Source organism: Paraburkholderia sp. SIMBA_054 (assembly GCF_046534875.1).
GTDB lineage: Bacteria > Pseudomonadota > Gammaproteobacteria > Burkholderiales > Burkholderiaceae > Paraburkholderia > Paraburkholderia hospita.
In genome coordinates this window covers 1-21,167 of sequence record NZ_JAWRXV010000003.1, presented here as the reverse complement: position 1 = coordinate 21,167, position 21,167 = coordinate 1, and the positions used below count along the sequence as shown (strand labels likewise).

The window sequence follows — 21,167 nt, the reverse complement described above, 5'->3', positions numbered from 1 at the left end:
ACGCAACATGAGCATTCTCGGCATTGAACAGATCACGTACGGCGTGACGGATCTTGAGACCTGTCGGCGCTTTTTCGCCGACTGGGGCATGAAGGAAACCGCGCACGACGAAACGCGCGCGCGCTTCGAAACGTTGAACGGCTGCACGGTGCTCGCGGTGATGGCGAACGATCCGTCGCTGCCGCCCGCATTCGAAGAAGGTCCGACGCTGCGGGAAGTGACGTGGGGCGTGGCCGCGCCCGCTGACCTCGACACATACCGCGAGAGCCTGAAGGGCACGCCGGGCTACTACTCGAACGATGAAGCCGTCGGCTGCATCGATCCGAACGGCATGGCGATCCGCATCGAAGTGACGCGCAAGCGCGCCGTCGACGTGCATGGCTCGCCGTCGAACGTGTGGGGTCAAACGCTGCGCGTCGATACACCGAGCCCGGTCTATGAACGCGCGGAACCCGTCGAAGTGGGCCACGTCGTGTTCTTCACGAACTGCCTCGCGGAGCAGGAGAAGTTTTATCAGGAACGACTCGGCTTCGAAATGTCGGACCGCTATCCAGGCCGTGGCGCATTCATGCGCTGCGCGCCGCACGGCGGCCATCACGACATCTTTCTGCTGCAACTGCCGACGGGCAAGCGCGGACTGAATCACGTCGCGTTCACCGTGCGCGACATTCACGAAGTATTCGGCGGCGGCATGCACGTCAGCCGTTGCGGCTGGGACACGCAACTCGGGCCGGGACGTCACCCCGTTTCGTCCGCGTATTTCTGGTACTTCCAGAATCCGGCGGGCGGCCTGATCGAGTACTACGCCGACGAAGATCAACTCACGCCCGAATGGCAGCCGCGCGATTTCGAACCGGGTCCGACTGTGTTCGCCGAATGGGCGATCGACGGCGGCATCGACGGCAACACACGCCGTCAGAAGAACGCGAAGGCGCCGGAAGGCAAGTTCATGACGGAGCGCAAACATGACTGACGCTGCCATTTCAAACGCTGCGAGTAACGCGGACGCGCCGCAAACGATCGTCGTGATCGGCGGGGGCCAGGCTGCGGGTTGGGTCGTGAAGACATTGCGCAAGACGGGCTTCGAAGGCCGTCTGGTGATGATCGCGGATGAAATTCATCTGCCGTATGAGCGGCCGCCGCTGTCGAAAGCGGTGCTGTCGGGTGATGCCAATATCGACACGGTGCGCCTCTTCGCCACCGACGATTTCGCTTCGCTCAATGTCGAAGCATGGCAACCGGACGTTGCGACGCAAATCGACCGCGCGCAACGCATCGTGCGCACGCAATCGGGCCGCGAAGTGCAGTACGACCGGCTCGTGATCGCAACGGGCGGGGCGGCGCGCAAGCTGCCGGCGTCGTTGGTGAAGACGGATCACATCGCGTATCTACGCACTTTGGACGAAGCATCGGCGCTCGGCGAGCGTTTGCGCGCAAGCAAGCACGTGCTCGTGATCGGCGGCGGATGGATTGGTCTCGAAGTCGCGGCGACAGCACGCAAGCTCGGGGTTGGGGCGACGGTGGTAGAAGGCGCGCCGCGTCTGTGCGCGCGTTCGGTGCCGCCTGTCGTGTCGGAGTTCCTGCTCGATCTGCATCGTTCGAATGGCGTCGACGTGCGTTTGTCCGCCGCATTGACGTCGCTCGACACGCATCCTGAAGACGCAAGCAAAGTGCGCGCGACGCTCGCAGATGGCTCGACCATCGATGCCGATTTCGCCGTGGCGGGCATCGGCCTCACGCCGCATACATCGATTGCCGAAGCGGCGGGCTTGCCCGTGAACGACGGCATCGTCGTCGACGAACACGGCATGACGAACGATCCGCGCATCTTCGCTTGCGGCGACGTCGCGAATCATCCGAGCGCGTGGTTGAAGCGGCGCGTGCGCCTCGAATCGTGGGCAAACGCGCAGAACCAGGCGATCGTCGTCGCGAAGGCCGCACTCGGCCAGTTCGAGCCGTATGCGGAGATTCCGTGGTTCTGGTCGGATCAATACGACGTGAACCTGCAGATTCTCGGCGACATTCCCGCCGATGCCGAACTCGTCGTGCGCGGCGATGTCAGCGCGCGCCGCGCGACGCTCTTTCATGTCGCGGACGGTGGCGTGCGCGGCGTGATCGCGATCAACACGCCGCGCGACCTGAAGCTCGCGCGCAAATGGATGACCCAGGGGCGCACGGTCGACGTCGCGGCTCTGGCCGACGCCGACAAAGCGCTTGCCTAATCACAGTAGGGGCGGAGAAACGACGCATGAGCACTATCGACAATACGTTTGAGGCACACAGCAGCGCCGGTGTCTCCCATCCCGCGACGCGCGGCTCGATCATTGCGCGGCTCGAACGATTGCCCGCGAACGCGATGCTGGTGCGCGCGCGCATTCTGATCGGCCTCGCGACGTTCTTTGACGGCTTCGACGTCATCGCGATCGCCGCGACGCTGCCGATCCTGATCGGCAAATGGCATCTGACGCCGTGGGACGTGGGCCTGATGATCGGCGCGAGTTCGGTTGGTCAGCTGATCGGCGCGTTTCTGTTTCCGTGGTATGCGGAGCGTCACGGCCGCGTGAAGGCGATCGCGCTGAGTTCGGGGTTGATCGGCGTGACGAGTATTGCGTGCGGCTTCGCGCCTACGTTTGCGGTGTTCTTCGTGTTGCGCATCGTGCAGGGCATCGGGCTGGGCGGCGAGTTGCCCGTGGCCGCGACGTACATCAATGAAATCTGCCGTGCGCATGGACGCGGGCGCTTCGTGCTGCTGTACGAGATCGTGTTCCCGGTTGGCCTGCTCGCGTCGAATGCGTTGGGCGCGTGGATCGTGCCGCGTTTTGGCTGGGAGGCGATGTACTTTATCGGCGGCATGCCGTTGATTCTGTTCTTCGTGCTGCGCAAGCTCGTACCCGAATCACCGCGCTGGCTGGCTGAACGCGGCCGCATGAACGAAGCCGCCGATGCCGTGCACGCGTTCGAGCGTACTGCCAAAACCGCGCTGCCGCCGATGGAAGATCCCGCCGGTTTTGAAGCGATGGCTGCGCGTCACCCGAAGCGCAAGATGAGCGACCTGTTCGGCAAGGCGTACTGGAAGCGCTCGGCGGCTGTCGCGATGCTGTGGATGACGTGCGGCGTGATCCAGTATGGTCTGTCGACGTGGCTGCCGACGATTTATCGCACGGTGTATCACGCGCCGTTGCAGCTGGCGCTGAATCTGGCTGTTGCCGCTTCCGTGCTCGGTGTGCTCGGTTCGCTGCTGTGCGCGATGTTGGTCGATAAGGTCGGACGCAAGCCGATCATCAACTGGTCGTTCATGTTGTGCGCGTTGTCGCTGGTGTTGGCGGGCGTGTTCCATGACGCTTCCGTTTATGTGGTGGCGACGTGTTGTGCGTTCGCGCTCGGCTGGCTGGCGTGTGGGTTCATCACGGCTTATGTGTACACGCCTGAGTTGTATCCGACGAGTATTCGCGCGTTTGGGTGCGGCGTCGGCGGCGCGTGGTTGAAGCTTGCCGCGATCTTTGCGCCGACACTGGTGTCGAAGACGATGGTAGGCGGGAATCTGGATATGGCGTTTTATCTGCTGGCTGTCGTGCCGTTTTGCGCGGCGCTCGTCGTGAAGTATCTGGGGATCGAGACGAAGGGGAAGGTGCTGGAGCAGTTGGAGGCTTAAGCTTCTCTGACGTGTTTGATGTCGGGCCACGATGCGCGGGTGATTGCGTGTCGTGGCCCGTGTTGCTTTGAGGTGAGGGTTTTCGGGAGTGAGGCGAGTGAGATGATTTTCACTCACCGCTCGGCCTCGTCCGACGCGATCGCTGAATGAAAAAACCCGGGTTTCCCCGAAATTCCGTACGTTTTGATGCAATGACCGGATAGAAACTGGCTCCGCATGAACGTCGTGGGAATCGCAACTCGACTCAAAGGTGAGGCTTTTCGGGACTCATCATACGGGCCGCTTTTTCAGTTTCGGTGACACGCATTCTCGCGAAAAATATACCACTAAGTGGTATATTTTGTCGGCTCATGAATTGACCATAAGAAGACTCAAGCGCTGACGGAAACCGCTTGATTCGCCAGTAAGACTGCGCTGCGACGTTGGAAGCGAAGGAACTAGTGGAGATCTGCAATGGCTAAGACACGTTTCAGAAGCGATGCGTCGGAAGCTATTCATAGCGCTGCTTCCGGCTTGCATCGGGCGAATGTCATCGACAAGAAAACGATGCGCGAGTACGACGAGCTCTGTATCGAAGAAGTGCCGGAGTTCAACGCTAAAGATATCGCGCGCATCCGTAAGGGCGTGAACGTCAGCCAAAACGTGTTCGCGCTCTATCTCAACACGACGGTGTCGACGGTGCGGCAATGGGAGCAGGGCGACAAGAAGCCGAGCGGGATTGCCGCGCGGCTGCTCCAGCTCATTCAGAAGAATGGATTGGCGATTTTCGGGTAACGAGGGCGAACCGTTCGTCGAATAGTTCTGCGCGCAAGTTTGGGCAGAACCTTCACCCCTGCGGCAACTCCCTCACATCCGCCGTCGCCACCGCCCCAAATGTGTCGCTCAACACATAATCAACCAGCTTGCCCGCCGACTCTTCCGGCGTCGCCAGCTTCCCGCTGCGCTTCAGTTCTTCGAACTTCTCGCGCATCGGGAATTTCTCCAGGCCTGTCGAGCGAATCTCCGCCTGCATGTTCGTATCGACGACACCCGGCGCCACGCTGCAAATGCGCAACGCGCGATTCTGGTCGAGCGCGACGGAGCGCGCATGATGATCGAGCGCGGCCTTCGTCGCGCAGTAGATGCTCCAGCCCGGATACGGATGGCGCGCCGCGCCGCTGGAAATATGGACGATGCGCCGGTCGCTCGCGTCCGGGCTCGCCGTGGCGAACGCGCTCGCCAGCATCAGCGGCGCCGACACGTTCAGCGTCACGGCTTGCGCAATCGCGGCAACGTCTTGCGCTTCGATGGGACCGATCGGCTGCACCATCCCCGCATTGTTGAACAGCAACGCGGTTTGCGCGCCTTTCAGGAAGTTGCGCAACGTGTCGCCAGCGAGAAATTGCGCCAGGTGTTCAGCATCCGCCAGATCGACCGCGACCTGTTCGAAGCCTGCCTGATTCGCGAGCGTTTCGTTGCGCGAGCGCGAAATGCCGAGCACGGCGATGCCTTGTGCAAGCAGCCGTTGTGCGAGCGCTTCGCCGAGGCCGCGCGTATGACCCGTGACGATGGCGCGAACGGAAGTAGTAGCGTTCATGTCGATATGCCCGATATTCAATTAGACCGTTGACCAGCCCATCATTTTCTCACGCGCATTCGACGTGTGCAGCCGCTTCGCCTATTCGTGCCGAAAGCGCTCGCGGTATTGCTTCGGCGTCGCGCCGATGCGCTTGGTGAACACGATGCGCATGCGGTCCGCCGTGCCGAAGCCGCAATCGTAGGCGATCGTCTTGAGCGCCGCGCCGCTGCTTTCGAGCAGCTTGCGCGCCGCATCCATCCGCGCCCGCTCGACGAACTCATGCGGCGTCACGCCTGTTTCCTGCACGAAGATGCGTGCGAAATTGCGCGCGCTCATGCCCGCCACATCCGCGAGTTGCCTGACCGTGAAGTTGTCGCGGATGTTCGCCATCACATGGGTCTGGATCTTCGCAACGGGCGATGCTTCGTCGGCAGGCGCGGTGAGGTACGGGCTGAATTGCGACTGCCCGCCCTGGCGCTGCGAAAACACCACGAGGCGTTTCGCGACCTTCAACGCCGTCTGCGGGCCGTGATCTTCGGTCACGAGCGCCAGCGCGAGGTCGATGCCCGCCGTCACGCCCGCCGACGTCACGAGCCGCTCGTCGCGCAGATAGATGCGGTCGAAATCGACGCGCGCTTTCGGAAACTGCGCCGCAAGCTGCTGCGCGTGCTGCCAGTGCGTCGTGACGTTGCGATCGTCGAGCAGGCCGGCGTGGCCCAACGCGAACGCGCCCGTGCAGATCGAACCGTAGCGCTCGCATTGCGACGCGACGTTTGCGAGCCAGGCCGTCAGGCGCGTGTCGGGCGTGCTCTCCGGCAACGCGGGACCGCCTGCGATCAACGCGAGATCGAACGTGCTGCGCTGCTGATCGAAGGTTTCGTCGGCGACGAGCCGGATGCCGTTGGATGCGCGCAGCGGCTCGCTGTCGGCGGCGAGCAGCGCCACTTCATAGCGGTCCTTGCCGTCGATGAACAGATTCGCCTCGGCGAACACATCGAGAGGACCGGCGACATCCAGCGCCTGGACGCCCGGAAAGATCGCTATGGCAACGCTCGGCATTCAGTGACCTCGCAGACAACGCGTAATGGAAAACGGCAGCAGACGACTTGCACGCTGACCGGTCAGGACGGCCCAGGCAAGTCGATGACGATGGAAGAGGATAGCAAATATGCTTATCAGCCGATTCGGCGCAAGCAGAAGGCCAGATCCCGTGTCGCACGAGACCCGGCCTTGGATGACCCGACGTCAGACTGCCCGCCCTTGCAGGATCGGTTGCAGTCTCGCCTGGAGATCTTCCGATGGATCGCGCTTCTCAGAAGGTCGAAAGGGTGAGCGCATTCTGCACGGAAGCCACGCCGGGCACGCCTTGAGCGACGCGCGTTGCCTGTTCAAGTTGCGCCTCTTCGGGTACCCAGCCTTCCAGCAGGATTGCTCCGTTGTGCGAGCGCACGGTAATGCCCGTCGCACGCAAACCCTTTGCGCGCGCAAGCGCTGTCAGCACGCGCTTGCGCAGCGCGCGGTCAGCTGTCTTGCTCGATACCGTGGCCGGGCTCGCCACCGTTCCGGATGCGCTTGCGGCACTGCTCGCCTGCGCGCACACGTGACACGACATCGCGACGGCCATGGCGCCAGCGACAATATGAGCGGCTCGAATGATCTTCAATTTGCGGTCCTTTTATCGATTGAATGGTTGAGCGGCGCGATTCGCGCTCAGAAGCGATGCGTCATCCCGGCCACCGCGAGTGTCTGGCTAGTGCCAGGGCCCGACACCGCGACACCCGGCCAGCTCATCGTGGCCGTTCCGTTGTTGCGCATGTAGCCGCCGCGTGCATACAGCGCTGTGCGTTTGGAGAGACTGTGGTCCGCGCCGATCTGCACGCCCCATGTGTTGTCATGCACGCCGCGCACGACGCGCTGGAAGCCCGCGATTTCGAGAGCATCGGCGGGTGTGGCCTGGATCGTCGCGCCAAGCTCGGAGATGCTGAACGAATGGGCCGCGTTGAGCCGCGCGGCGAGGGACCCGGCGGCCGCATTTTTGGGCCGGTGATAGCCGTAGTTGAATTGCAGATTGACGATGCCGACTCGATAGCTGAGCGCGCTCGTGAAATGCTCGGTGGACAGCGACGGAAGCATGGCCGGCAAACCCGGCACCGTCTTCGAGCCCGGATGCTGGTTCTGATACGCCAGTCCGACATAGAGGCCGTAGCCGGAATAGGTTGCGGCCAGATCGAGCATGTTGCCCGTGGATAGCGGCAGCGGCTGGGTGACGCTGGCTGCGAGCGCATACATGCCCCAGAACTGCGCGCCGCCCACGTTCGGGCTCTTGTAGATGACGGCGTTGCTCGAACGGCCGCCCGCGCTTTGCACGGCGAGTGTGTTGCGGTCCACTGTCGTTGCGGCGGCAGCCAGCGGCGACAGCACTTCGTTCGCGCGGAACGGGTCACTCGGATAGAGCGCCCAGAATGTCGGCTGATACTGGCGTCCGAAGGTGATTGAGCCGTATTTTTCGTGCGCGAGACTCACCCACGCCTGGCGATAGAACATCGCGGTCGAATCGCCGAAGAACGCGCCGTTGTTGACGTTGTAACCATTTTCGACGTTGAAGACCGCCTTCATGCCGCCACCCAGATCCTCGGTTCCCTTCAGCCCGAAGTACGAGCCGCTGTTGCCACCGCTGCGCTCCGACCACGACCCCTTGCCGCCGTTGTTCAGGTATTGGCCGAAGACGTCGACCACGCCGTACAGCGTCACACCGGTTTCCGCCGCAGCCCCGCTCGCGGCCAGGAATAGCATCGCGCCCATCATGCTTCGCCTGCTTGAACACATACATGTCTCCCGTTATGGAACAGGCAGGCCGGCCGTCGTGCGACAGCGTCCTTACGCCCGCCTTTCGAACGACAGTGTGTCAGGCGAATTAATCAGGATAACTACCCTGAACGAGGGGGTGCGCAAACGTCCTTTGTTGATAACCATTGCTCACTTCGGAGCACCCGGACGCCATTTGCCGCACAATTACGAATATTCTGTCAGTACGATCCGACTGCCGCCATGGTCCTTAAGAACCTGCTTCGCCGCCTCGACCTCACCACGCTGCAACTGTTCATCGCCGTTTATGAGGAAGGCACGCTGACGCGCGCCGCGGAACGCGAGGCTATCGCCGTCTCCGCAGCGAGCAAGCGGCTGCTCGAACTGGAGCAGGCCGTCGGGGCGACGCTGTTTCAGCGCAACGCGCGCGGCATGACGCTCACGCCCGCGGGCGAAACGCTGCTGCATCACGCGCGCCGCGTGATGCGCGGTATCGAGAACATCGGTATCGAACTCGCGGGCCACGCCAGCGGCGTGCGTGGCTACGTGCGGATGATGGCGAACCTCTCTGCGATCGTCGAGTTCCTGCCCGAGGATTTGCGCGCGTTTCTCGCCGTCAACGACCGCGTGAAGATCGATCTCGAAGAGCGGCCAAGCGGCGGCGTGGTCGAGGCCGTGGCCGACAGTCTCGCCGATCTCGGCATCTGTTCCGGCGAAGCGGATGCGCGCGGCCTCGAAGTGACGCATTACCGGCACGACACGCTGTGCGTCGTGATGCGCGACGACCATCCGCTGGCCGGCCGCGCGAGCGTCGCGTTCGAGGAAACGCTCGACAGCGATCACGTCGGCCTGCATTCGGCCAGTTCGATCAACGCGCGCACGCATATGGCCGCGCGCCAGGCGGGCAAGGCGCTGAAGCTGCGCATTCACGTGCCGGGCTTCGATGCCGTGTGCCGGATGGTGCAGGCGGGCATGGGCGTCGGCGTGCTCCCCGTGAACGTGTATCGCATCATGGGGCGGCCGTTGGGCCTCGTGTCCGTCGCGCTCGAAGACGAATGGTCCGAGCGCAGCCTCATCATCGTGACGCGCGATTCGGCGCGTCTGTCGCCCGTCGCGAGGCTGTTGTTCGACCATCTGAGTTCCGTGGAAGCCTTGTCCGGCAAGGCTTAGCGCCGAGCGTTCGCGGATCGCGAACGGTCCTTGGCGAAATGCGGTTGGACGCTCTGGCGGCGCCCCTTCTAACCTTGTCTCCAACCTGAAACAAGATTGGAGACAGCATCATGAGTGGTCCGTTACAGGGTATTCGCGTCGTCGAAATCGGCACGCTGATCGCGGCGCCGTTCGCCGCGCGCCTGCTCGCCGAGTTCGGCGCCGAAGTCATCAAGATCGAAGCACCCGAAACGGGCGACCCGCTGCGCAAATGGCGCAAGCTGCATGAAGGCACCTCGCTCTGGTGGTATCTGCAATCGCGCAACAAGAAGTCGATCTGCGTGAATCTCAAGTCGCAAGAAGGCGCCGACGTAGTCAAACGTCTGGCCGCCGATGCCGACGTCGTCATCGAAAACCTGCGCCCCGGCGCGCTCGAAAAGCTCGGCCTCGGCTGGGACGTGCTGCACGCAATCAATCCCAAGCTCACGATGGTCCGCATTTCCGGCTACGGCCAGACGGGCCCGTATCGCGATCGTCCGGGCTTCGGCGCGATCGGCGAAGCAATGGGTGGCATCCGTTATACGACGGGCGAAGTCGATGGCGCGCCCGCTCGCGTCGGCGTGAGTCTCGGCGATTCGCTCGCGTCGCTGCATGGCGTGATCGGCGCGCTGATGTCGCTGCTGCGCGTGAAGACGGGGCAGGGCGATGGACAGGTCGTGGATGTGTCGCTGGTCGAAAGCGTCTTCAACCTGATGGAAAGCCTCGTGCCCGAATACGATCTGCTCGGCCATGTGCGCGAGCGCAGCGGCGGCGCGCTGCCGGGCATCGCGCCGTCAAACACATATCGGACGGAAGATGGCGGCTTTGTCGTGATCGCAGGCAATAGCGATCCGATCTTCAAGCGCCTGATGCATGTGATCGGCCGTGCCGATCTCGCCGACGATCCCGCGCTCGCACGCAACGACGGCCGCGTCGCGCAAAGCGCGATGCTCGATGCCGCGATCACCGCATGGACCTCCCATCAATCGATCGACGACGTGCTGGACGCGCTCGAACGCGCCGAAGTGCCGTCGGGCCGCATTTATTCGGTGGCCGACATCGTCGCCGATCCGCATTATCAGGCGCGCGAGATGTTGCTGAAGGCCGATTTGCCGGGCGGCGCGTCGGTGAAGATGCCGGGCATCGTGCCAAAGCTGTCGGAGACACCGGGCGAAGTGCACTGGCAAGGTCCGATGCTCGGCGAGCATACGTCGAGTGTGCTCTCTGATCTCGGCTATGAGCAAAGCGAAATCGAGCGGCTGCGCCGCGAAGGAGCCGTGCAATGAACTTCGAATGCGAAACATTCGACAAGCTGATCGTGCAGGAAGTCGCGCCGCGCGACGGCTTGCAGATCGAACCGACATGGGTCGACACGGCCGACAAGATCGCGCTGATCGATCAGCTGTCGACAGCGGGCTTCACGCGCATCGAGGCGGGCTCGTTCGTCTCGCCTAAAGCGATTCCCGCGTTGCGCGACGGCGAAGCGGTATTCACGCAGATCCAGCGCCGCGCAGGCGTGGTCTTCGTCGCGCTGGTGCCGAATGTGAAGGGCGCCGAGCGCGCGCTGAATGCACATGCGGATGAGCTGAATCTCGTCATGTCCGCGAGCCAGACGCACAACCGCGCGAACATGCGGATGAGCTGCGAAGCGTCGCTGGTCGCATTCGGCGATATCGTGCGGCTCGCGAAGCATTTCCCCGTGTCGTTGAATGCGACGGTGGCGACGGCGTTCGGTTGCCCGTTCGAAGGCAAGATCGACGAAGACCGCGTCGTGTCGATTGTCGATACGTACCGTGAAATGGGTATCGACGGCATCACGCTCGCCGATACGACGGGCATGGCGAATCCGCGCCAGGTCGCGCGGCTCGTCAAGCGCGTGCTGCAACGCGTGCCCGCCGAAGCGCTCACCCTGCACTTTCACAACACGCGCGGCCTCGGCCTCGCGAACGTGCTGGCCGCGTATGAAGCCGGTGCGCGCCGTTTCGACGCGGCGCTCGGCGGCCTGGGCGGCTGCCCGTTCGCACCGGGCGCATCGGGCAACATCTGCACGGAAGACCTCGTCAACCTGTGCGACGAGATCGGCATTCCGACAGGCATCGACCTGCCGAAGCTGATCGCGCTGTCGCGCACGCTGCCTGCATTGCTCGGTCATGACGTGCCAGGCCAACTGATGAAAGCGGGCCGCAATTGCGACGTGCATCCCGTACCCGATTACGTGCGCGCTATCTGAACATCACCCGACTGAACAACACCGACGACCGGACGACGAATCCGGCTAACAAGGAGACAACCATGAGCACACCAGGCGCAGTCGCGGCGGGCAGCCGTGACGACAAACTAGCGGCCGCGGCCGACATCATCAAGAAGGTCACATGGCGGCTCATGCCGCTCATCATGATCTGCTATCTGTTCGCGTTCTTCGACCGCATCAACATCAGCTTCGCGAAGTTCCAGCTGCAAAGCGATCTCGGCTTTTCGGATACGGCATACGGCCTCGGCGCGAGTCTCTTCGTGATCGGCTACGTGCTGTTCGAAGTGCCGAGCAACATGCTGCTGTACAAGGTTGGCGCGCGCAGGTGGATCGCGCGGATCATGATTTCATGGGGTCTCGCGACGGCCGCGATGGTGTTCGTCCAGAACGAATGGCAGTTCTACGGTCTGCGTTTCGTGATCGGCGCGATGGAAGCGGGTTTTGCGCCCGGCGTGCTCTACTATCTGACGCTGTGGTTTCCGGCGAGCTATCGCGGACGCGTGACGTCGCTGCTGTTTCTCGCGTCGGCATTCTCGGGTCTGGTCGGCGCGCCGCTCTCGGGTCTCGTGCTCGGTCAGATGGACGGCGTGTTCGGCATTCGCGGCTGGCATTGGCTGTTCCTGCTCGGCGGCTTGCCTTGTATCGTGCTCGGCATTCTCGTGCTCAAGGTGCTGAAGGATCGCATCGAAGACGCGGGCTGGCTGTCGCCTGCCGAGAAGACGTATCTGTCGAGCCAGATCGCGCAACAGGCGCAGCCGACCACGCATGGCAACTCGCTGCTCGGCGCGATCCGCACGCCCGGCTTTCTTACGCTCGGCCTGATTTACTTCCTGATTCAGATCGCTTCTTATGGCCTGAATTTTTGGGCACCGCATCTGATCCGCGTCGCAGGTACGCAAAACCCGACGATCATCGGTCTGCTGACGGCCGTGCCTTATATCTGCGGCGCGATCTGCATGGTGATCGTGGGCCGTTTGTCGGATGCATCGGGCGAGCGCCGCAAGTTCGTGAGCGGACTGCTCGTGATGGCGGCGGTCGGCTTCTTTGCTGCGGGCTTCTTCGACAAGCAGACGGTGATGCTCGTCGTCGCACTTGCCGTGCTCGGCGCAGGCGTGATCGCTTCGATTCCCGCGTTCTGGGCGCTGCCGCCGAAGCTCGTGACGGGCGCGGGCGCTGCGGGCGGTATCGCGCTGATCAATACGCTGGGTCAGTTGGGCGGGATCGTCAGCCCGGTGATGGTGGGCCGCGTGCGCGACGTGACGGGCAGCACGACGCCCGCGCTGTATGTGATCGGCGGGTTGAGCCTGGTCTGCGCGTTGATCATTCTGTACGGCCTGCCGCAATCGCTGCGTCAGAAGGACCATACGGGGAGCGCTGGCGCGTGACGCGTCGGTGATGCGATAGAAGAAACGCACGGCATCGAGCCGTGCGTTTTGCTTTTAAGCCTTCAGTTTCGCAGCCGCCGCATCTTCGCGCGACTGCACCTGCAGCACCGCATCACGCTTGTCGAGCAAGTGCTGCCGCAAGATCGCACTGAGGCGTTTGCCGTCGCGCGCCTCCAGCGCTTTGAGCATCTCGTCGTGATCGTGGATCGCGCTGTCCCACTTCGGAATCTGGAAGTTCGAGCGAAAGCGCAGCGCCTGCAAGCGGCGGTTCACCGCGATGTACGTCTGACGCAGCGCCGAGTTGCGCGCGGCCTCGTTGATCTTGTCGTGAATCGCCTGATTACGGCTGTAGTAACCGGCCAGATCGTTCTGCGCGCGGCACGCGAGCATCGCGTAGTGCAGCGCCTTGATCTCGGTGAGTTCGACGGCCGTCATGCGTTCCGCCGCAAGTTCGCCGGAAAACGCTTCGAGCCCGCTCATCAGCTCGAACGTCTCGCGCAGTTCCGCTTCCGACATCTTCGACACCGACGCGCCGCGATTCGGCTCGATATCGATCAACCCCTCCGCCGCGAGCACTTTCAGCGCCTCGCGCAACGGCGTGCGCGAAATGCCGAGCGTTTCGCACAGTTCGCGTTCGTTCAGTTTCTTGCCCGGCTCCAGCGTGCCTTCGACGATGAAGCGCCGGATGTGTTCGACCACCGTGTCGTGCAAACGCTGGCGTTCGACCTTCGGCATCAGGGGAGGCGGTGTCAAGCCTGCATCAATGTCCGAATTTTGCATACAAAAATCCTCAAGCACGATTTGCACCGATTTTAAAGCATGCAACCCTCTAGCTGGCTGCGAGGGTAAACACCGCCTTGGGATTGTCACGAATCGTTTGTTATAGTTTTTTGCATGCAAAATTCAATCGAGGAGATCGACCGATGCTGAAACTCGACTTTCATCCCGCAGGCCGCCACTTTTTGCAGATTCCGGGTCCGAGCCCGGTGCCCGACCGCATCTTGCGGGCGATGAGCTATCCGACCATCGACCATCGCGGCCCGGAATTCGGCGCGCTGGGCCTGAAAGTGCTGGACGGCATCAAGAAGATCTTCAAGACACAGCAGCCTGTCGTCATCTATCCCGCGTCGGGTACGGGCGCATGGGAAGCGGCGCTGTCGAACACGCTGAGTCCCGGCGATCACGTGCTGATGTTCGAGACGGGCCACTTCGCGACGCTGTGGAAGAAGATGGCCGAGAACCTCGGCCTGAAGCCGGAGTTTCTGGGCTTGCCGGGTATCGAAGGCTGGCGGCGCGGCGTGCAGCCGCAAATGATCGAAGCGCGGCTGCGAGAGGACACCCAGCATGCGATCAAGGCCGTTTGCGTTGTGCATAACGAAACCTCGACGGGCGTGACGTCCGACATCGCGGCCGTGCGCCGCGCGATCGACGCGGCGGGCCATCCGGCGCTGCTGCTCGTCGATACGATCTCGGGCCTTGCGTGCGCCGATTATCGTCATGACGAATGGGGCGTCGACGTCACCGTGTCGGGTTCGCAGAAGGGCTTGATGCTGCCGCCCGGCATCAGCTTCAACGCCGTGTCGCCAAAGGCGATCGAAGCGGGCAAGCAGGCGAAGCTGCCGCGCGCGTTCTGGGACTGGACCGAAATCATCGAAATGAACAAGAGCGGCTACTGGCCGTACACGCCCAATACGAACCTCCTGTATGGGCTGTACGAGGCGCTCGACATGATTCTCGGCGAAGGGCTCGACAACGTATTCGCGCGCCACGACCGTCTTGCCGAAGCCTGCCGCCGTGCGGTGCGCGCATGGGGCCTCGAGATTCAATGCGCCGATCCGGCTGTGTATAGCCCGGTGCTGACGGGCGTGATGATGCCCGATGGCGTCGATGCCGATGCCGTGCGCAAGGTCATTTACGAACGCTTCGACATGTCGCTTGGCACGGGCCTCGGCAAGATGAAAGGGCGCATGTTCCGCATCGGGCATCTTGGCGACTGCAACGACCTCACGCTGATGGCGACGCTTGCCGGCGTCGAAATGGGCTTGCAGATCGCGGGCGTGCCCGTCGCGGCGAGCGGCCTGCCTGCTGCGATGGAGTTCCTGATGTCGCAGCCGAACGCACCGAAGCTCAAAGCAGCCGCTTGATTGGCCGCCTCATTGGCCACTTAAGCAACCGCATAAGCTGCCGATAACCAGACGACGAAGGAAGCGCAAACGGCGACACGTTGCTTCCTTCATCTCAGACGCAATCCTCGAAGCACCCACGCGCCCGGCCAGCGCGACGCACAGCAGCGAACAGAAAGACAAAGACGCAAGCGAACCACAAACGCGACCAACGCCAACGGCAGACCCTGCGGACGGCGGCTCGCGCGGCATGAAGGCCGAACACGCCGTGTGAATGCCCCGTCCGCCAGCAACGGAGACAGACGATGAAGCGGTTTCGTGTAACCAGTGCGACCAGTATCGTTCTACTGATGCTATGCATCATGTACTTCATCACCTACCTTGACCGCGTCAACGTCAGCACGGCGGCCGCGGGTTTCGGCAAGGAGTTTCATCTTTCGCATACGGAAATCGGCCTGGTTTTCTCGGCCTTTGCGTATCCGTATCTCGTGTTTCAGATCATCGGCGGCTGGGTGAGCGACCGTTTCGGCGCGAAGCGCACGCTGATTGCGTGCGGCGCGATCTGGGCGCTCGCGACGCTGCTGACGGGCTTCGCGGGCGGTCTCGTCTCGCTGCTCTTTGCACGCGTGCTGCTCGGCTTCGGCGAAGGCGCAACGTTTCCGGCCGCGACGGCCGCGATGTCGCGCTGGGTCGCGAAAGAAAAGCGCGGCTTCGCGCAAGGCATCACACACGCAGCGGCGCGCATCGGCAATGCCGTTGCGCCCGGCGTGATCGTGCTGGTGATGACGACATGGGGCTGGCGCGAGTCGTTTTATATCTGCGGCGCGTTCAGTCTGCTGTGGGTCGTCGTCTGGGCGATGACGTTCACCGAGTATCCGAAAGAGCATCGCCGCATTACGCAGGAAGAACTCGACTTCTTGCCGCCGCCCAAAGCGAAGATGGCGAACGTGCCGTGGAAAGCGCTCTTCAAGCGCATGGCGCCCGTGACGATCGTGTACTTCTGCTATGGCTGGACGTTGTGGCTGTTCCTGAGCTGGATTCCGCAGTACTTTCTGCATAGCTATCAACTCGACCTGAAGAAGTCGGCGATATTCGCTTCAGCGGTGTTCTTCGCGGGCGTGATCGGCGACACGCTGGGCGGCATCGTTACCGACAAGGTCTTCGAGCGCACGGGCAACCTCAGGCGCGCGCGCAGCTGGATGGTGTCGATCTGCATGCTGCTCACGCTCGCGTCGCTCGTGCCGCTGATGCTCACGCACAATCTTTATGTATCGATGGTGTGCCTGTCGGCGGGCTTCTTCTTCGCCGAAATGACGATCGGCCCGATGTGGGCGATCCCGATGGACATCGCGCCCGAATACTCGGGCACGGCAAGCGGCATGATGAATACGGGCTCGGCGCTCGCGGCGATCATTTCGCCCGTGCTGTCGGGCTATCTGATCGATACGTTCGGCAGCTGGGAGTTGCCGTTCGCGGGCAGCATGCTGCTGATGGCGATCGGTGTCGTGCTTGCGTTCCGCATGCAACCCGAAAGCCGTTTCGAAACCGGCGCAGAGCCGAGTGCACAACCCGCCACGCGCTTCAACACGTGAGCCTCCCTAACGTTTGAATGACCATGCTGACTCAACAACTTGCCGACGCACGCGCCGATCACACGACGCTCGCGTCGCTGTCGCCCGAACTGATTCCCGCCGACATGAGCGCCGCCTACGCGATCCAGCACGAGTTGCTGGCGATGCGCGGCGCGCGCATCGGCGGCTGGAAGATCGGTGCTAAATCCGCTGAAGGCGCGATTCAGGGCGCGCCGTTGCCTTCTACCGATTTGCATGCGGACGGCGCACGACTGCCTCGTGCGCATTACACGCCGCTGGGCCTCGAACTGGAAATCGCGTTTCGCTTCGGCCGGCATTTCGAGCCGTCGACCAACGCTTATCACGAAGTCGAAGTGCTCGATGCAATCGATTCGATGGCCGCGACCATCGAAATCGTTGCGAGCCGCTTCGCGCAGTGGCCGAACGTCGACAAGCTCGCGCAACTCGCGGACTTGCAGAATCACGGTGCGTTGATCGTCGGCGAGTTCACGAAGTACCGGCGCGATTTTCCGTTCGTTGCGCCCGCGCTGGGCTTCACGTTCGAAGGGCAGGACGTCGTGAAGGCGACGCCTTCAAATCCGTGCGGCGATCCGCGGCGCCTACTGACGTGGCTGGTCAATCACTGCACGCAGCATCATCGCATTGCGGTGACGCCCGATATGATCGTCACGACGGGTTCGTATACGGGCATGTTCTTTCCGCAGCATGCGGGCACTGCGCGTGGGCAGATCGATGGGCTCGCGCCCGTCAGCGTCACGCTCGAATAGTTTCGTACTACCCGCCTCGCTTTTTATAGGCCGAAGCACATGTCGAACGCCGATTCTCTGCTGGTCAAGCCGATTCACCTCGTGCCGTCGTCGGCGCGCCTGAGCACGCCGCTTGCGAACCGCCTGCGCAAGGAATTGCGCGGTGATGTACTGTTCGATGCCGCAAGCCGTGGACGCTATTCGACGGACGCGTCCATCTATCAGATCATGCCCATCGGCGTGGTCGTGCCGCGCGATCAGGATGATCTGCTCGTCGCGCTCGACGTTGCGCGCAGCGAACGCGTGCCGCTGCTCGCGCGCGGCGCGGGTTCGAGCCAGTGCGGGCAGACGGTCGGCGAAGCGCTCGTGATCGACACCAGTAAATGGCTCAATCAGGTCATCGCGTTCGACAAGGAAAAGCGCACCGTGACGGTCGAGCCTGGCATCGTGCTCGATCACCTGAATGCGTGGCTGAAGCCGCATGGTTTGTGGTTCCCTGTCGATGTATCGACGGCGGCGCAATGCACGATTGGCGGTATGGCGGGCAACAATTCGTGCGGTTCGCGTTCGATCGAATACGGCAACATGGTTCACAACGTCGACGCGATCGACGCGATTCTCGCGGACGGCACGCAAGCGCATTTCGCTTCGCTGCGCGATGCGCCGCAGGGCGCGCGTCTGCAGCAGATTGTCGAAGATGTGAAGGCGATAGCGTTGCGCGAACGCGATGAGATCGTCGCGCAGGTACCGAAAGTGTTGCGTCGCGTGGCGGGCTACAACATCGATCTGTTCGATTGTCAGAATCCGCGCGCCTATACCGACGATGGCTTCGCCAATCTCGCGCATCTGCTGGTCGGCTCCGAAGGGACGCTCGCGTTCAGCCGCCAGTTGACGCTGAAGCTCGTGCCGCTGCCTGCGCATAAGGCGCTGGGCGTCGTGAACTTCCCGACGTTCTGGCAGGCGATGGACCTGACGCAACACATCGTCAAGCTCAAGCCCGTTGCCGTCGAACTGGTCGATCGCACGATGATCGATCTCGCGATGAGCAATCCTGCGTTCCGGCCGGTGATCGAGAAGGCGCTGGTCGGCAGGCCCGAGGCGATTCTGCTTGTCGAGTTTGCAGGCGAGAACCGCGACGAACAATTCGCGTCGCTCAAGCAACTCACCGAACTGATGGCCGATCTCGGTCTGCCTGACTCGGTCGTGCAGATGCCTGACGCAGGCGAGCAGAAGGCGCTGTGGGAAGTGCGCAAGGCGGGCCTGAACATCATGATGAGCATGAAGGGTGACGGCAAGCCTGTGTCGTTCATCGAAGATTGCGCGGTGCCTTTAGAACATCTTGCTGAATACACGAGCCGGCTGACCGAGGTGTTTCATCGCAACGGCACGGAAGGGACGTGGTACGCGCACGCGAGCGTCGGCACGCTGCACGTGCGGCCGATTCTCGATATGCGCCGCGACGGCGCGACGAAGATGCGCGCTATTGCCGAAGAAGCGGCGGCGCTGGTGCGCGAATACAAGGGCGCGTATTCCGGTGAACATGGCGACGGCTTGTGTCGCGGCGAATGGGTTGCGTGGCAGTACGGTCCGCGCATCAACCGGGCGTTCAGCGAGATCAAGGCGCTGTTCGATCCGAACAACCGGATGAACCCGGACAAGATCGTGCGTCCGCCGAAGATGGACGATGCGAGTAACTTTCGCTTCGCTCCCGGCTACAAGGCCCAGTCGTTGACGCCTGCGCTCGACTGGTCGACCTGGAATGTGGAGCGCGATCCGATGACGGGCGTGGAGACTGCGCGTGGCACGGGCAACGATCTGGCGGGCGGTCTCGCGAAGGCCGTCGAGATGTGCAACAACAACGGCCATTGCCGCAAGTTCGATGCGGGGACGATGTGCCCGAGCTATCGCGTGACGAAGGACGAGCAGCATGTGACGCGCGGACGGGCGAATACGTTGCGGCTTGCGCTGTCGGGGCAGTTGGGTGATGAAGGGCTTGCTAGCCAGGACGTGAAGGACACGCTTGATCTGTGCGTCTCGTGTAAGGGCTGCAAGCGCGACTGCCCGACGGGCATCGATATGGCGAAGTTCAAGATCGAAGCGCGCGCTGCGTGGACGCGGAAGAATGGCTTGCGTTTGCGGGAAAAGATGATCGCGTTTATGCCGCGTTATGTGGCGATGGCGGCTCGCATGCCGGGCGTGTTTTCGTTTGCGGCTGATATGCCATGGTTCAAGCGGGCGTTGGGATTTGCGCCGCAGAGGTCGTTGCCGCGGTTTGTGAAGCCTTTTTTGAGTAGTGGATATGTGAAGGCTGCTTCGTTGAGTGCGCAGAGCGCGCAAAAAGAAGTGCTGTTATTCGTCGATACGTTTAACAACAGCATCGAGCCGGAGAATGCACGCGCTGCGCAACAGGTGCTTGAAGCGGCTGGTTATACCGTGCACTTCAATACGGTTGAGGGCGAGCGTCCGCTTTGTTGTGGAAGAACTTTCCTCGCGGCAGGGCTCGTCGATGAGGCGAAGCACGAGGCCCGCCGGATGCTCGATGCGTTCAGACCTTTTGTCGAGCGTGGTGTGCCTGTTGTTGGGTTGGAGCCTTCTTGTTTGCTGTCGTTGCGGGATGAGTTTCTTCAGTATGGTTTTGGGGAAGAGGCAGAGCGTCTGTCTAAACTCGCGATGCTATTTGAAGAGTTTCTTGTGCGTGAGCACAAGGCTGGTCGGTTGAAGCTCGATTTGAAGCCGCTTGACGACGCGAGCCAGGCTTTGGTGCATGGGCATTGTCATCAGAAGGCTTTTGATGTTTTTTCGCCTGTGCAGACTGTGTTGAAGTGGATTCCCGAGTTGAAGGTATCGACCGTTGAATCGTCGTGTTGCGGGATGGCTGGGAGTTTTGGGTATGAGGTGGAGCATTATGAGGCTTCGATGGCCATGGGTGAGTTGTCATTGTTGCCTGCGGCGCGTGCGATCGATGCTCGTACTTTGATGGTTGCGGATGGGACTAGTTGTCGGCATCAGATTTTTGATGGAGCAGGGGTTAGGGCGATGCATGTCGCGAGGGTTCTGGTGCGGGCTTTGAGGTAGTGGTTTTTTTCGTCTGCGACGATGGGTGGTGGTTTTGGTTTTTCGCTGGCATTCGCGATGCGGTGTTTGCTGCGTATGCCGTTTGGTGTTTTATCTTTTCGCTGGCATCCGCGTATTGCCGTCGTGCTTCATGCGTTGCCCCTGTGCGGGGCGGCACCTACTTTTCTTTGCCGCCGCAAAGAAAAGTAGGCAAAAGAAAGCGGCTAACACCGCCAATCTTTCTTCTTGCCTGAGGGCCCCCAAAGGGTCTTAAGCTTCACACGGCAGCATTTCTGTTCGCGTTCGTTGCCAACGCTTCGAATACATGCCTCACCCACTTCACACACCCGCACAAGGGCAAGCGGCAGCGAATGGTATGTGCCGCCCAGGTGGCAAACGGTGTGTAGGTTGTCGCGACGTACACGTTAGCGCTCTTACATGGTGGGACGCGTGCGCTATCGGTCCGGAGTCTCAGGATTACCCACATCTTGCGAGCGGAGTAATGAATGATCGCTTGTAAACAGTCGATGTCGATGTTAGCTTTGGCCCATTCTGTTCGCAACGGTAGTCGGGATTGGTCGACGAGAACGAGACAGATGACTGGGCAAGTGCCGAATTTGGCGAGGCTGATCTGGGTGATGCGCGCCTGGCGCAGCGTCTTGTTGCGCTGGCTCGCCGACTCGCGTGCAGTCCGCAAGGTTCGTTTCCACAATCGCTCAAGCCGGCCGAACTGAAGGCTGCCTACCGTTTCTTCGATAATACGCAGGTCGACACGAACGGCATCCTCGCGCCCCACATTGCGCAAACACTTGA

At 62.0% G+C, this 21,167-nt stretch carries 18 protein-coding genes; 13 read left to right on the top strand and 5 right to left on the bottom strand.

The features are described from left to right. Window positions 1-7 precede the first annotated feature (7 nt). The 4 genes from SB822_RS04570 to SB822_RS04555 all read left to right on the top strand — a co-directional run bounded on the left by SB822_RS04570 (window position 8) and on the right by SB822_RS04555 (window position 4,426). Window positions 8-973 carry a VOC family protein gene (locus SB822_RS04570; protein WP_007587777.1) on the top strand — a complete coding sequence of 322 codons (966 nt, stop codon included), beginning with the start codon at window positions 8-10 and terminating at the stop codon, window positions 971-973. Then, window positions 966-2,222 (top strand): NAD(P)/FAD-dependent oxidoreductase, encoded by a 1,257-nt coding sequence (locus SB822_RS04565; RefSeq protein WP_410854164.1) that lies wholly within the window; start codon window positions 966-968, stop codon window positions 2,220-2,222. Before SB822_RS04570 ends, SB822_RS04565 begins: the two co-directional genes overlap by 8 nt. Window positions 2,223-2,248: 26 nt before the next feature. Further along, window positions 2,249-3,652 carry an MFS transporter gene (locus tag SB822_RS04560; protein ID WP_079487642.1) on the top strand — a complete coding sequence of 468 codons (1,404 nt, stop codon included), beginning with the start codon at window positions 2,249-2,251 and terminating at the stop codon, window positions 3,650-3,652. Window positions 3,653-4,105: 453 nt separating this feature from the next. Continuing rightward, window positions 4,106-4,426, top strand: a complete 321-nt coding sequence (locus tag SB822_RS04555; protein WP_007735864.1) for a helix-turn-helix domain-containing protein — start codon at window positions 4,106-4,108, stop codon at window positions 4,424-4,426. 52 nt (window positions 4,427-4,478) lie between these two features. On the opposite strand, the gene SB822_RS04550 is transcribed toward SB822_RS04555, so the two are convergent. The 4 genes from SB822_RS04550 to SB822_RS04535 form a co-directional block, all read right to left on the bottom strand. Further along, window positions 4,479-5,228: an SDR family oxidoreductase gene (locus SB822_RS04550; RefSeq protein WP_410854163.1), complete on the bottom strand. Its 750-nt coding sequence runs from the start codon at window positions 5,226-5,228 to the stop codon at window positions 4,479-4,481. A gap of 81 nt (window positions 5,229-5,309) precedes the next feature. Then, window positions 5,310-6,269 (bottom strand): GlxA family transcriptional regulator, encoded by a 960-nt coding sequence (locus tag SB822_RS04545; protein WP_091781049.1) that lies wholly within the window; start codon window positions 6,267-6,269, stop codon window positions 5,310-5,312. Window positions 6,270-6,522: 253 nt separating this feature from the next. Next, window positions 6,523-6,873 carry a BON domain-containing protein gene (locus tag SB822_RS04540; RefSeq protein WP_410854162.1) on the bottom strand — a complete coding sequence of 117 codons (351 nt, stop codon included), beginning with the start codon at window positions 6,871-6,873 and terminating at the stop codon, window positions 6,523-6,525. A gap of 47 nt (window positions 6,874-6,920) precedes the next feature. Continuing rightward, window positions 6,921-8,036 (bottom strand): porin, encoded by a 1,116-nt coding sequence (locus SB822_RS04535; protein ID WP_410854161.1) that lies wholly within the window; start codon window positions 8,034-8,036, stop codon window positions 6,921-6,923. Window positions 8,037-8,258: 222 nt separating this feature from the next. Here SB822_RS04535 and SB822_RS04530 point away from each other — a divergent pair, with 222 nt between their 5' ends. From SB822_RS04530 to SB822_RS04515, 4 genes are all read left to right on the top strand, one after another. Further along, entirely contained in the window at window positions 8,259-9,185 is a 927-nt protein-coding gene (locus tag SB822_RS04530) for a LysR family transcriptional regulator (RefSeq protein WP_007587770.1), read from the top strand. A 110-nt stretch (window positions 9,186-9,295) separates the two neighbouring features. Beyond that, window positions 9,296-10,489: a CaiB/BaiF CoA transferase family protein gene (locus SB822_RS04525; protein WP_410854160.1), complete on the top strand. Its 1,194-nt coding sequence runs from the start codon at window positions 9,296-9,298 to the stop codon at window positions 10,487-10,489. Further along, entirely contained in the window at window positions 10,486-11,433 is a 948-nt protein-coding gene (locus tag SB822_RS04520; protein WP_410854159.1) for a hydroxymethylglutaryl-CoA lyase, read from the top strand. Before SB822_RS04525 ends, SB822_RS04520 begins: the two co-directional genes overlap by 4 nt. Before the next feature lie 62 nt (window positions 11,434-11,495). Next, entirely contained in the window at window positions 11,496-12,839 is a 1,344-nt protein-coding gene (locus SB822_RS04515; RefSeq protein ID WP_007587766.1) for an MFS transporter, read from the top strand. Window positions 12,840-12,893: 54 nt separating this feature from the next. Here SB822_RS04515 and SB822_RS04510 read toward each other — a convergent pair whose 3' ends face one another. After that, the gene (locus SB822_RS04510) at window positions 12,894-13,619 is read right to left on the bottom strand and encodes a GntR family transcriptional regulator (RefSeq protein ID WP_007587762.1); all 726 of its coding nucleotides are present in this window, start codon (window positions 13,617-13,619) and stop codon (window positions 12,894-12,896) included. Between the two features lie 143 nt (window positions 13,620-13,762). On the opposite strand from SB822_RS04510, the gene SB822_RS04505 reads away from it, so the two are divergent. From SB822_RS04505 to SB822_RS04485, 5 genes are all read left to right on the top strand, one after another. Next, window positions 13,763-14,983 (top strand): pyridoxal-phosphate-dependent aminotransferase family protein, encoded by a 1,221-nt coding sequence (locus SB822_RS04505; protein ID WP_410854158.1) that lies wholly within the window; start codon window positions 13,763-13,765, stop codon window positions 14,981-14,983. Window positions 14,984-15,267: 284 nt separating this feature from the next. Further along, window positions 15,268-16,554: an MFS transporter gene (locus SB822_RS04500; protein WP_079487650.1), complete on the top strand. Its 1,287-nt coding sequence runs from the start codon at window positions 15,268-15,270 to the stop codon at window positions 16,552-16,554. Between the two features lie 17 nt (window positions 16,555-16,571). Then, the gene (locus tag SB822_RS04495; RefSeq protein ID WP_410854157.1) at window positions 16,572-17,321 is read left to right on the top strand and encodes a 2-keto-4-pentenoate hydratase; all 750 of its coding nucleotides are present in this window, start codon (window positions 16,572-16,574) and stop codon (window positions 17,319-17,321) included. 39 nt (window positions 17,322-17,360) lie between these two features. Then, window positions 17,361-20,375, top strand: a complete 3,015-nt coding sequence (locus tag SB822_RS04490; protein WP_007587756.1) for an FAD-binding and (Fe-S)-binding domain-containing protein — start codon at window positions 17,361-17,363, stop codon at window positions 20,373-20,375. A gap of 553 nt (window positions 20,376-20,928) precedes the next feature. Beyond that, a partial coding sequence (locus SB822_RS04485; RefSeq protein ID WP_410854156.1) for a transposase DNA-binding-containing protein occupies window positions 20,929-21,167 on the top strand: 239 nt, incomplete at its 3' end.

Excerpts from the sequence above, each read along its gene's own strand:
- SB822_RS04570 (WP_007587777.1), top strand. The coding sequence starts at position 8 with ATGAGCATTCTCGGCATTGAACAGATCACGTACGGCGTGACGGATCTT.
- SB822_RS04565 (WP_410854164.1), top strand. The coding sequence starts at position 966 with ATGACTGACGCTGCCATTTCAAACGCTGCGAGTAACGCGGACGCGCCG.
- SB822_RS04560 (WP_079487642.1), top strand. The coding sequence starts at position 2,249 with ATGAGCACTATCGACAATACGTTTGAGGCACACAGCAGCGCCGGTGTC.
- SB822_RS04555 (WP_007735864.1), top strand. The coding sequence starts at position 4,106 with ATGGCTAAGACACGTTTCAGAAGCGATGCGTCGGAAGCTATTCATAGC.
- SB822_RS04550 (WP_410854163.1), bottom strand. The coding sequence starts at position 5,228 with ATGAACGCTACTACTTCCGTTCGCGCCATCGTCACGGGTCATACGCGC.
- SB822_RS04545 (WP_091781049.1), bottom strand. The coding sequence starts at position 6,269 with ATGCCGAGCGTTGCCATAGCGATCTTTCCGGGCGTCCAGGCGCTGGAT.
- SB822_RS04535 (WP_410854161.1), bottom strand. The coding sequence starts at position 8,036 with ATGTGTTCAAGCAGGCGAAGCATGATGGGCGCGATGCTATTCCTGGCC.
- SB822_RS04530 (WP_007587770.1), top strand. The coding sequence starts at position 8,259 with ATGGTCCTTAAGAACCTGCTTCGCCGCCTCGACCTCACCACGCTGCAA.
- SB822_RS04525 (WP_410854160.1), top strand. The coding sequence starts at position 9,296 with ATGAGTGGTCCGTTACAGGGTATTCGCGTCGTCGAAATCGGCACGCTG.
- SB822_RS04520 (WP_410854159.1), top strand. The coding sequence starts at position 10,486 with ATGAACTTCGAATGCGAAACATTCGACAAGCTGATCGTGCAGGAAGTC.
- SB822_RS04515 (WP_007587766.1), top strand. The coding sequence starts at position 11,496 with ATGAGCACACCAGGCGCAGTCGCGGCGGGCAGCCGTGACGACAAACTA.
- SB822_RS04510 (WP_007587762.1), bottom strand. The coding sequence starts at position 13,619 with ATGCAAAATTCGGACATTGATGCAGGCTTGACACCGCCTCCCCTGATG.
- SB822_RS04505 (WP_410854158.1), top strand. The coding sequence starts at position 13,763 with ATGCTGAAACTCGACTTTCATCCCGCAGGCCGCCACTTTTTGCAGATT.
- SB822_RS04500 (WP_079487650.1), top strand. The coding sequence starts at position 15,268 with ATGAAGCGGTTTCGTGTAACCAGTGCGACCAGTATCGTTCTACTGATG.
- SB822_RS04495 (WP_410854157.1), top strand. The coding sequence starts at position 16,572 with ATGACCATGCTGACTCAACAACTTGCCGACGCACGCGCCGATCACACG.
- SB822_RS04490 (WP_007587756.1), top strand. The coding sequence starts at position 17,361 with ATGTCGAACGCCGATTCTCTGCTGGTCAAGCCGATTCACCTCGTGCCG.